The sequence below is a fragment of the Nocardiopsis eucommiae genome, assembly GCF_965344335.1.
Classification (GTDB): Bacteria; Actinomycetota; Actinomycetes; order Streptosporangiales; family Streptosporangiaceae; genus Nocardiopsis; species Nocardiopsis eucommiae.
Genome location: NZ_CBDRIY010000008.1, coordinates 132,589 through 143,543, shown reverse-complemented (window position 1 = coordinate 143,543; position 10,955 = coordinate 132,589). Strand labels below are relative to the sequence as shown.

At 73.4% G+C, this 10,955-nt stretch carries 10 protein-coding genes; 7 read left to right on the top strand and 3 right to left on the bottom strand.

Translation table 11 applies throughout. The annotated features are described in order from the left end of the window. Window positions 1–66: 66 nt before the first annotated feature. A complete protein-coding gene (locus ACRWK8_RS07180) occupies window positions 67–1,356 on the top strand; it encodes a thymidine phosphorylase (protein ID WP_378742716.1) in 1,290 nt (429 codons plus the stop codon). Window positions 1,357–1,359: 3 nt separating this feature from the next. Here ACRWK8_RS07180 and ACRWK8_RS07175 read toward each other — a convergent pair whose 3' ends face one another. Both ACRWK8_RS07175 and ACRWK8_RS07170 read right to left on the bottom strand, forming a co-directional pair. Further along, window positions 1,360–1,935, bottom strand: a complete 576-nt coding sequence (locus tag ACRWK8_RS07175) for a hypothetical protein (RefSeq protein WP_378742714.1) — start codon at window positions 1,933–1,935, stop codon at window positions 1,360–1,362. Between the two features lie 79 nt (window positions 1,936–2,014). Next, window positions 2,015–2,503 carry a hypothetical protein gene (locus ACRWK8_RS07170; protein ID WP_378742712.1) on the bottom strand — a complete coding sequence of 163 codons (489 nt, stop codon included), beginning with the start codon at window positions 2,501–2,503 and terminating at the stop codon, window positions 2,015–2,017. Window positions 2,504–2,655: 152 nt separating this feature from the next. Between ACRWK8_RS07170 and ACRWK8_RS07165 the strand changes: the two genes are divergently transcribed. The 6 genes from ACRWK8_RS07165 to ACRWK8_RS07140 all read left to right on the top strand — a co-directional run bounded on the left by ACRWK8_RS07165 (window position 2,656) and on the right by ACRWK8_RS07140 (window position 10,554). Next, entirely contained in the window at window positions 2,656–4,419 is a 1,764-nt protein-coding gene (locus ACRWK8_RS07165; protein WP_378742710.1) for an acyclic terpene utilization AtuA family protein, read from the top strand. After that, window positions 4,416–6,014, top strand: a complete 1,599-nt coding sequence (locus ACRWK8_RS07160) for an acyl-CoA carboxylase subunit beta (RefSeq protein WP_378742708.1) — start codon at window positions 4,416–4,418, stop codon at window positions 6,012–6,014. Before ACRWK8_RS07165 ends, ACRWK8_RS07160 begins: the two co-directional genes overlap by 4 nt. Window positions 6,015–6,028: 14 nt before the next feature. Then, entirely contained in the window at window positions 6,029–8,065 is a 2,037-nt protein-coding gene (locus ACRWK8_RS07155; RefSeq protein ID WP_431869087.1) for an acetyl/propionyl/methylcrotonyl-CoA carboxylase subunit alpha, read from the top strand. Between the two features lie 8 nt (window positions 8,066–8,073). Next, window positions 8,074–9,234 carry an acyl-CoA dehydrogenase family protein gene (locus tag ACRWK8_RS07150; RefSeq protein ID WP_378742704.1) on the top strand — a complete coding sequence of 387 codons (1,161 nt, stop codon included), beginning with the start codon at window positions 8,074–8,076 and terminating at the stop codon, window positions 9,232–9,234. A gap of 21 nt (window positions 9,235–9,255) precedes the next feature. Beyond that, window positions 9,256–9,867, top strand: a complete 612-nt coding sequence (locus ACRWK8_RS07145; RefSeq protein WP_378742702.1) for a TetR/AcrR family transcriptional regulator — start codon at window positions 9,256–9,258, stop codon at window positions 9,865–9,867. A gap of 165 nt (window positions 9,868–10,032) precedes the next feature. Beyond that, window positions 10,033–10,554, top strand: a complete 522-nt coding sequence (locus ACRWK8_RS07140; protein WP_431869116.1) for a hypothetical protein — start codon at window positions 10,033–10,035, stop codon at window positions 10,552–10,554. On the opposite strand, the gene ACRWK8_RS07135 is transcribed toward ACRWK8_RS07140, so the two are convergent. Further along, window positions 10,544–10,954, bottom strand: coding sequence for a hypothetical protein (locus ACRWK8_RS07135; RefSeq protein ID WP_378742700.1), 411 nt, complete (start codon window positions 10,952–10,954; stop codon window positions 10,544–10,546). The two genes, ACRWK8_RS07140 and ACRWK8_RS07135, sit on opposite strands and share 11 nt — an antisense overlap. Window position 10,955: the final 1 nt, after the last annotated feature.

Sequence of the window (10,955 nt, the reverse complement as noted above, 5' to 3'; positions counted from 1 at the left end):
CCGACCCACGGCGGCCGGGGAGACGTCTTTGCGCACCACCTCTTCACGACACGGAAGGAACATGACATGGACGTCATCGAGATCATCCGCGCCAAACGAGACGGGGGACGCCTGACCCCGGAACAGATCGACTGGGTGATCGGGGCCTACACCGGTGGCGAGGTGGCCGAGGAGCAGATGGCGGCGCTGGCGATGGCGATCTTCCTGCGCGGCATGGACCGCGCGGAGGTGAGCCGCTGGACCGAGGCGATGCTCTCCTCGGGTGACCGCCTGGACTTCACCGACCTGGACCGGCCCACCACGGACAAGCACTCCACCGGAGGAGTGGGCGACAAAATCACCCTTCCGCTCACCCCCACCGTGGCGGCCTGCGGGGCGGCCGTCCCGCAGCTGTCCGGGCGCGGGCTCGGGCACACCGGCGGCACCCTCGACAAGCTGGAGTCCATCCCCGGGTGGCGGGCGTCGCTGTCCACCGACGAGATGCGGCGGGTCATCACCGACACCGGCGGGGTGATCTGCGCGGCCGGAAGCGGACTGGCACCCGCCGACCGCAGGCTGTACGCCCTGCGCGACGTCACCGGCACGGTGGAGTCCATCCCGCTGATCGCCGCCTCCATCATGAGCAAGAAGCTCGCGGAGGGCACGGCCGCGCTGGTGCTGGACGTCAAGGTGGGTTCGGGCGCGTTCATGAAGGACGCCGACTCCGCCCGCGAGCTGGCCCGGACGATGGTGGACATCGGCAACGACCACGGTGTCCGCACGGTCGCCCTGCTCACCGACATGGCCACGCCCCTGGGCCGCCAGGTCGGCAACGCGCTGGAGGTCGCGGAGTCGGTGGAGGTGCTCTCGGGCGGCGGCCCCGCCGACGTCGTGGAGCTCACGGTGGCGCTGGCCCGCGAGATGCTCCTCGCGGCGGGCATGACGCCCGGGGAGAACGGGGTGAAGGACCCCGCCGACGCGCTGCGCGACGGCAGCGCGCTGGAGTCCTGGAAGGCGCTGGTGCGCGCCCAGGGCGGGGACCCGGACGCGGCGCTGCCGGTGGCGGCCGAACGCCGTACGGTCCTGGCTCCGACCAGCGGTGTGGTCACGCGGCTGGACGCCTACCAGGTGGGCCTGGCCGCGTGGCGTCTGGGCGCGGGCCGGGCCCGCAAGGAGGACGCGGTCTCGTTCGGCGCGGGGGTCACCCTGCACGCCAAGCCGGGCGAGGAGGTCTCGGCGGGTGAACCGCTGTTCACCCTGCACGCGGACGAGCCCGAACGCTTCGACCGCGCCGCCCGGGCGCTGGAGGGCGCCCTCGACATCGGCGGCGCGGCCGAGCGGACGGCGAACCCCCTGGTCATCGACCGGGTCTCCTGACCCCTAGTTGGGCATCGGCGGCATCATCTGCTGCGGGGCGGCGTCCGGCACCAGCAGGAACGCGGCGGCGGCGACGAGGACGAACAGGAAACCGACCACCGTCGTCGCCGTGGCGGACCAGCGCGCCCACGGGCTGGTTCCCCGGTTGAGCAGGGCCAGGGCCAGGGTGGAGGCGAGCACGGTGAGCAGTGACACCGCGCCGCCCATCCACAGCTGGGCCTCGATGGAGCGGATCTGGCCGCCCTCGATGGGCTGGCCACCGAGCATGATCATGCTGGTGAGGAGCTCCAGCAGCTGGCTGGAGAAGATGGTGACGGCGAGCAGGGCCAGGCCCACGATGCTCAGGGTCTCGCTGGAGAAGGCGCCGCCGGGGCGGGGCTCGGTCTCGGTGACCTCGAACTCGTGGTCGTCGGCGGCCTCCTCCTCGGCGGCCTCACCCTCCGGGGCGTCGGGCTCGGCGGTGCGCGCCGTGCCGGAGGCCTCGGCGGGGTACCCCGGCTCGAACTTCGGCTGCGGCGAGCCCCCGCCGGTGCTCGTGGTGTTCTCGGGCTTGTCGTTGTCTTCCGGTGCGGTACTCACGCGGCCAACGTACCCGCGTATCGGGATAAGCGGGACCTAAGAATCACCTGCTCAGGCAAGGGATACCGCCAATTTCCGGTCAGGCGGCGGAGGTCGGTGCGGTCAGTAGCACGTACGACAGCACGGTCAGTACGACGAACAGGAGCCCGACCAGCACGGTGGCGGCGGAGAGGGCGCGCACCCACGGGCTGGTCTCCGGTCCGGAGCGGAACAGCGCGGCGGCCGAGCACAGGACGGCCAGCGCCGAGAACAGTCCGGCGCCGGTGAGCTCACCCTGGACCGCCGGGCCGAGGGTGCCCTCGGCGCCGATGAGGGTCTGCGTGTTGAAGATCCCGATCAGCTGGGTGGACAGCAGGGTGGTGGCCAGCATGAGGAGCCCGGTCACGCTGAGGGTCCCGGGACCGAACAGGGGAGCGCGGCGCGGCGCGTGCTGGCCCTCCAGGAACGCCTCGGAGGCGGGTGAGGACACCGCGGCGGCGGGGGTCTCGGGGGTGGGCTCGGACCCGGGCGTCTCGGTGGACTCGTCGGGGGAGGTGGGGGACGTGGTGTCTTCTGAGGAGGTACTCACGCGCGCCAAAATACCCCGCGTCCGTCCCGTTTCGCGGCACCGTAACCGGTTGACTGCGGCCGGTTCCGGCCATTTCGCCCGAGGTCGTCGTTCAGGGGAAAAACAATCACGGGTGCTTGTTCTTTTCTGTGTCCGGTGTCACCCTCTTTCCCATGACCGCTACAGCAGCCCCCTCCCTGTGGATCGGGAACGCCTCGGGCTTCTACGGTGACCGCCTCGCCGCCGTCCACGAGATGCTCACCGAAGGCCCCGTCGACGTGCTCACCGGCGACTACCTGGCCGAACTCACGATGGCCATCCTCGGTCGCGACCAGCTGGCCGACCCGAGCAGGGGTTACGCCCGCACCTTCCTGCGGCAGATGCGTGCGTGCCTGGCCACCGTCATGGAACGCCGGGTCCGCGTGGTCACCAACGCGGGCGGCCTCAACCCCCGGGGCCTGGCCGACCGCCTCACCGAACTGGCGGAGGGTCTCGGCTTCGAGCCCCGTATCGCCTGCGTCACCGGGGACGACCTGCTGCACCGGGCCGAGGAACTCGACCTCGGCACCCCCCTCACAGCCAACGCCTACCTGGGCGCCTTCGGGATCGCCCGGTGCCTGGACGCCGGGGCGGACATCGTCGTCACCGGCCGCGTCACCGACGCCTCCCTGGCGGTGGGCCCCGCCATCTCCCACTTCGGCTGGACCCGGGACGACCTCGACGCCCTCGCCGGAGCGACCGCCGCGGGACACGTCATCGAGTGCGGAGCCCAGGCCACGGGCGGCAACTACGCCCTGCCGCGCGAGCTCGCCGGACGCGACCTGGACCACCCCGGGTTCCCGATCGCGGAGATCTCCGCCGACGGCACCTCGGTGATCACCAAGCACCCGGGTTCCGGCGGCGCGGTCACCGTGGGCACCGTCACCGCGCAGCTCGTCTACGAGATCCGGGGCGCCCGCTACCCCGGCCCCGACGTCACCACCCGCCTGGACACCGTCCGGCTCGACCAGGAGGCCGAGGACCGGGTACGGATCAGCGGGGTCACCGGGGAGGCCCCGCCGCCCGAGCTCAGGGTCGGCCTCACCGGGATCAGCGGCTTCCGCAACGAGGTCGAGTTCCTCGTCACCGGACTGGACGCGGAGGACAAGGCCGCCCGGGCCGAGCGCCAGATGCGCGCCGCACTGGCCAGGGGCGGCCCCGCCGACCTCCGGTTCGCGTTCGTTCCGGCCCGCGATCCCCACGGTGACACCCAGGACGACGCCACCGCCCGGCTGCGCGTGGTCGCCCGCGACCACGACCCCGCCGTCATCGGGCGCCGCTTCGGTGCCGCCGCGGTGGAACTGGCGCTCGCCAGCTACGCCGGGTTCCACATCACCGCGCCGCCCCGCGACGCCCGCCCGGACGGGGTCACCGTCTCCCACGCGCTGGTCCCGGCGGCCGAGGTCGAGCACACCGTCATCACCCCGGACGGGGAGCGGGAACACGTCCCGCACCCCGAGCGCACCAGAGCACTCACGGAGGTCCCCGAACCCCCGCTCCCCGAACCCCTGCCCGAGGGGCCGACCCGCGTCGCCCCCCTGGGCCTGGTACTGGGCGCGCGCAGCGGCGACAAGGGCGCTGACGCCAACGTGGGCGTGTGGGCCACCTCCGACGAGGGCTGGCGCTGGCTGGCCCACACCCTCACCGCCGACACCCTGCGCGAGCTCCTGCCCGAGACCGCCGACCTCCGGGTCACCCGCCACCTGCTGCCCCGACTACGGGCCGCCAACTTCTGGATCGAGGGGATCCTCGCCACCGGCTCCGCCCGCCGCGAGGGACTGGACCCCCAGGCCAAGGGGCTCGGTGAGTGGCTGCGCGCCCGCCGTCTGCCCGTCCCCGCGTCCCTGCTGCCCGAGACCCCGCTGCCCCAGACCCCGCGACACGAGGAGGGCCCGTGAGCGTCCTGACCTCCGGACTCGACACCCGGAGCCCGGCCTACGCCGAGGCCAGGGAGTCCATGCTCGCCAAACTCACCGAGCTCGACACCGAACACGCCAAGGCCCTGGCCGGGGGCGGTGAACGCTACGTGGAGCGGCACCGTGCCCGGGGCGGACTGCTGGCCCGGGAACGGATCGAACTCCTCCTGGACGAGGGCAGCCCCTTCCTCGAACTGTCCCCGCTGGCCGCGTGGGGGAGCGACTTCCACGTGGGCGCCAGCGTGGTCACCGGGGTGGGCGTGGTCTCGGGCGTCGAGTGCGTGATCGTCGCCAACGACCCCACCGTGCGCGGCGGCTCCAGCAACCCCTGGTCCCTGCGCAAGTCGCAGCGGGCCGGGGAGATCGCGGAACGCAACCGGATGCCCATGATCAGCCTCGTGGAGTCCGGCGGCGCCGACCTGCCCACGCAGAAGGAGATCTTCATCCCCGGCGGCGGCACCTTCCGCCACCTCACCCAGCTGTCCGCCGCGGGGATCCCCACCATCGCCCTGGTCTTCGGCAACTCCACAGCGGGTGGGGCCTACGTCCCCGGCATGAGCGACCACGTGGTCATGGTCCGGGACCGCTCCAAGGTCTTCCTCGGCGGTCCACCGCTGGTCAAGGCGGCCACCGGCGAGGAGAGCGACGACGAGTCCCTGGGCGGCGCCCGCATGCACGCCGAGGTCTCCGGCCTCGCCGACCACCTGGCCGAGGACGAGCACGACGCGATCCGGCTCGGCCGCCGAATCGTGGCCCGCCTCAACCACGTCAAGGCCGGACCCGTCCCCGCCCGCGAGGTCCGCGAACCCCTGCTGCCCGCCGAGGAGCTCCTGGGGATCATGCCGCCCGACCTCAAGGTCCCGGTGGACCCGCGCGAGGTCATCGCGCGCGTGGTGGACGGCTCGGAGTTCGACGAGTTCAAACCGTCCTACGGCCCCGGCCTGGTCACCGGCTGGGCCACCCTGCACGGGTACCCGGTCGGCCTCCTGGCCAACGACAACGGCGTGCTGTTCAGCGCCGAGGCGCAGAAGGCCACCCAGTTCATCCAGCTCGCCAACCGCTCCCACACACCGCTGGTCTTCCTGCACAACACCACCGGCTACATGGTCGGTGCCGAGTACGAGCAGGGCGGGATCATCAAGCACGGCTCGATGATGATCAACGCCGTCTCCAACAGCACCGTCCCGCACTTCTCCGTGCTCATCGGCGCCTCCTACGGCGCCGGGCACTACGGCATGTGCGGCCGCGCCTACGACCCCCGCTTCCTCTTCTCCTGGCCCAGCGCGCGCTCCGCCGTCATGGGGCCCAAGCAGCTGGCCGAGGTCGTCTCGATCGTCTCGCGCGCCTCCGCCGCCAAGAAGGGCCAGCCCTACGACGACGACCAGGACGCCGCGATGCGGGAGCTGATCGAGCACCAGATCGAGGCCGAGTCCCTGCCGACGTTCCTGTCCGGACGGGTCTACGACGACGGCGTCATCGATCCCCGCGACACCCGCACCGTCCTCGGGCTGTGCCTGTCCTTCGCCAGCAACGCACCGGTACGCGGCACCGACCGCTTCGGTGTCTTCCGAATGTGAGAAGGGGAAGGACCATGACCCCCACCCGACCCATCAACACACTGCTCGTCGCCAACCGGGGCGAGATCGCCCGCCGGATCCTCCGCACCTGCCGCACCCTGGGCGTGGCCACCGTCGCCGTGCACGCCCCCGGCGAGGAGGACGCCCCCCACGTGCGTGAGGCCGACACCGCCGTGCGCCTGCCCGTCCCCGAGGGGCGCGGACCCGTCGACGCCTACCTCGACTCCGACGCGCTCGTGGCCGCCGCCCGCTCCGCCGGGGCCGACGCGGTCCACCCGGGCTACGGCTTCCTCTCCGAGAACGCCGCCTTCGCGCGCGCCGTCGTCGACGCCGGACTGACCTGGGTCGGGCCCGGCGCCGAGGCGGTCGAGCAGATGGGGTCCAAGACCCTCGCCAAGAAGGTCGCGCGCGACGCCGGGGTGCCGGTCGCGGACGCCCTCGACCCCGCCGACGTCCGCGCCGAACACCTCCCCGTCCTGGTCAAGGCGGTGTCCGGGGGCGGCGGACGCGGCATGCGCGTGGTCCGCGACCTCGACGCCCTCGCCTTCGAGGCCGAGACCGCCCGTGCCGAGGCCGCCTCCGCCTTCGGTGACCCCACGGTGTTCTGCGAGCCCTACGTGGAACGCGGGCGCCACGTGGAGGTGCAGATCCTCGCGGACCACCACGGCACCGTCTGGGCGCTGGGCGAGCGCGACTGCTCCGCGCAGCGCCGCCACCAGAAGGTCCTGGAGGAAGCGCCCGCGCCCGGGCTGCCCGAGGAGACCCGCCAACGCCTGCACCGCGCCGCCCGCGACCTCGCCGCCGCCATCGGCTACACGGGGGCCGGAACGGCCGAGTTCCTGGTCCCGGTCACGGACGGTGGAACGGGGGAACCGGTCTTCCTGGAGATGAACACCCGCCTCCAGGTGGAGCACCCCGTCACCGAGTGCGTCACCGGCCTCGACCTGGTGGAGTGGCAGCTGCGGATCGCCGAGGGCGAGCCCCTGCCCGACACCGGGCCGCCCGCCCCGCGCGGCCACGCCGTGGAGGCCCGCCTGTACGCCGAGGACCCGCGCGACGGCTGGCGGCCCCGCACCGGCACGCTGCACGCCTTCGACGTCCCCGCCGACGTCTCCTTCGCGCCGCTCACCGCACCCGGGGTGCGCCTGGACCACGGGGTGGAGGCGGGCGACACCGTCGGCACCGACTTCGACCCCATGCTCGCCAAGGTCATCGCCTACGGCCGCGACCGCCGCGACGCCCTGCGCCGCCTGTCCGCCGCCCTCGCCCACGCCCGCCTGCACGGGGTGGGCACCAACCGGGACCTGCTCGTGCGGGCCCTGCGCCACCCGGACCTCGCGGACGCCGAGCGGCGGCCCGAACGCCTCCACACCGGCCTCCTCACCGGCGACCGCCTCGCCGAGCTCGCCCGGCCCCTCGCGGACGACGACACCGAGGACCTCGCCGCTCTCGCCGCGTCCCTGGCCTCGGTCGAGGGCTCCCGGGGGAGCGGCGTCCTGCCTCCGGGTGTCCCGGCCGGGTGGCGGAACCTGCCCTCGGCGCCGCACCGGCGGCGCCACACCACACCCGACGGCCGCGAGACCACCTCCGCCTTCCGCTCCGTGCGCGGGACCCACCTGCCCGAGCGGGACGGGGTCCGGGTGCTCTCGGCCACGGCGGATCACGTGGTGCTGGAGGTGGACGGACTCCGGCGGGCCTTCGACGTGTACGGGCCGCGCCCCGGCGACACGGACGTCCACGTCGAATCCGCTCTGGGCGCGGTCACCCTCACCCCCGTCGACCCACTCCCCGCACCCGTGCCCACCGTCGACCCCGGCGCCCTGCCCGCGCCCCTGCCCGGCACCGTCACCGCCGTGGACGTCGCGGTGGGGGACCGGGTCCGCGAGGGGCAGACCCTGCTGCGCATGGAGGCGATGAAGATGGAGCACCGCGTCACCGCTCCCGCCGACGGAACCGTCCGGGAACTGCCCGTCGGCGCGGGGGACCGGGTCCCGGCCGGGGCCCCACTGGCCGTCCTCGACCACACCGACAACGAAGGGCCTGATCAGTGACTGGTGCCATGACCTTCAACGAACCGCCCGAGCGCGTCGAGCTCCGTGCCGCCGTCTCCGACCTCGCCGCCAAGTACGGTTCCGAGTACTACCGGGCCAGGGCCAGGGAGGGCGCCTACCTCACCGAGCTCTGGAAGGAGGCGGGCGGGCTCGGCTACCTCGGCGTGAACATCCCCGAGGAGCACGGGGGCGGGGGCGGCGGCATCGGTGACCTCGCCGCCGTCCTGGAGGAGTTCAGCGCGGCGGGCTGCCCGACCCTGATGATGGTGGTCTCCCCGGCGATCTGCGGAACCGTGCTCTCCCGCTTCGGTACCCCCGAACAGCGCGACCGGTGGTTGCCCGGGCTGGCCAGCGGTGCGTCCATCATGGCCTTCGCCATCACCGAACCCGACGCCGGGTCCAACTCCCACCGCATCACCACCACCGCGCGCCGCGAGGGCGACGGATGGGTGCTCAACGGACAGAAGACCTTCATCTCCGGGGTGGACGTCGCGGACGCCGTCCTCGTGGTCGGGCGGATCCAGGACGAGGACACCGGTCGCCTCTCGGCCGCCCTGTTCGTCGTCCCCACCGGTACCCCCGGGTTCACGGCACAGCGCATCGAGATGGACCTGGTCAGCCCCGACCACCAGTTCCAGCTGTTCCTGGACGACGTCCGGCTGCCCGCCGACGCCCTGGTCGGTGACCCCGAGGCCGGGCTCCTCCAGCTCTTCGCCGGGCTCAACCCCGAACGCATCATGGCCGCCTCCCTGGCCACGGGGAGCGCCCGCCACGCCCTCGACAAGGCCGTCGCCTACGCCAAGGAACGGACCGTGTGGCGGGACCGGCCCATCGGCTCGCACCAGGGACTGGCCCACCCGCTGGCTCAGGTGAAGATCGAGATGGAGCAGGCCCGCCTGATGACCCAGCACGCGGCGCTCCGCTACGATTCCGGCGACGACGCGGGTGCCGGGGAGGCCGCCAACATGGCCAAGTACGCCGCCGCCGAGGCCTGCGTGCGGTCCGTGGACCAGGCCGTGCAGACCCTCGGCGGCAACGGTCTGGCCAGCGGCTACGGCCTGGGGTCGGCGATCGCCGCCGCCCGGTTGGCCCGGATCGCCCCGGTGAGCCGGGAGATGGTCCTCAACTACGTGGCCCAGCAGTCCCTCGGGCTGCCCAAGTCGTACTGACACGGAGAGAAGGGGTGCGCGGTGGGCGCGGCGTCCGACCGGGAGCCGAGACAGGAACGCAGCCGGGCCACGCGGGCCCGGCTACTCGGCGCCGCCGTGGAGTGCCTGGCCGAACGCGGCGTGGCCGGGGCCACCGTGGGCGCGGTCGCCCACCGCGCGGGGGTGTCCCGGGGCGCCGCGCAGCACCACTTCCCCACCCGTGAGGACCTGCTGCTCGCCGCGTTGCGGCACATGGTGGACGTGCGCGGTGCCGAACTGCGCCGTCGCGCCGAGGCGGTCCCGGAGGGCCCGGGCCGTACCGAGGCCGTCGTGCAGATGGTGGTGGACGCCTTCAACGGGACCGGCTTCGACGCCGCCCTCCAACTGTGGGCCGGGGCCGCGAGCGACCCCGCGCTGCGCGCCCGCGTCATCCCCCTGGAGGAACAGGTGGGGCGGGAGGTGCACCGCGCGGCCGTGGAGCTGCTGGGCGCCGACGAGTCCGTGCCCGGGACCCGGGAGGCGGTGCAGGCCACCCTGGACCTCGCCCGGGGGCTGGGCCTGGCCAGCCTCCTCACCGACGACGGCCCCCGTCGACGCCGTGTCGTCCGCCAGTGGGCGGCCATGCTCGACCACGCCCTGGGAGCCGGACGGTAGTTTCGGTGGGTGACCGCCTACCGGCCCGGCGTGGTGGGCGATTATGATCGAAGTGGTCGGTCGGGGGACCGACCCGACAGTTCCTCACAACAGTTCTGCGGACAGGGCGGTGGACCGGTGGGTGCGGATGCGGTCAGGGACCTTCCCGGCCTGGCCAAACGGGCGGTGGACGCGTTCACGGAGAGCGCCGCACGGGGCAGGGACCGCGACGCCCTCATGGACACCGCGTTCGCGCGGCTCTTCGACCTCTACCAGGCCACGACCGAGGCCGAACGCGGCTCTCCGGCCGGACGAGGGTTCAACGCGGCCCTCGCCGACCTCCTGGTGAGCGGCAACAACCCGGTCCGACTCAGCCTCTACGTGGTGCGCAGCCAGACCGCCGCCGACAACGGTCGGCACGAGGGTTACCGTCCGGCCTGCTGGCGCCGCTCCATGATCCAGATCCTCGGTGACGCGTTCGTGCCGCTGGAGAGTTTCCTGCGGCCCGTCGACCTCGACGCCCTCCCGCGTATCGACGACGCCCTGGAGGCGGTGGCGGCCGACGCCAGCCCCGCCACCGTCGAGGCGGTCCCGGCCTGGGTGCCGGAGACGCACTGGTGGTGGTGGGAGCCGGCCCGTCAGCGGGGTGAGGAGACCCCCTCCCACACCCGCGCGGACAGCGGCACCCTGGACGCCGTCACCGACTGACCGGCGGTTCGCGCACGGAGTCGAACCCGCCCCGGGCCGGTACCAGGTGGACCTCTCCGTGCCGTGCGGTGTCCACCGTCTCCTGGAGGTGGAGCATCAGCAGGGCGAAGGCCTCCACCAGGCCGCCGTCGCGCCGGGTGCCGAACGCGGTCACCGCGTCCTCGACCAGGTCCCGCAGCCGTGCGGCCAGCGTGGGCGGGTCCAGGTGCAGGAGCATCGGCTCCTCCAGTTCGCGGCCCTGGAAGCAGTTGATCCGGATACCGCGCTCCCCGGGCAGGACCTCGGCCCGGGCGGCGGCGCGGTAGGTGACCGGGGCGCCGATCCCGCAGGGCCGCACGGTCGTCTCGGTGCCCTCGGTGAGCTCGCTGACCAGCCAGTCCCACGTCCTGCTCTCGTCCATG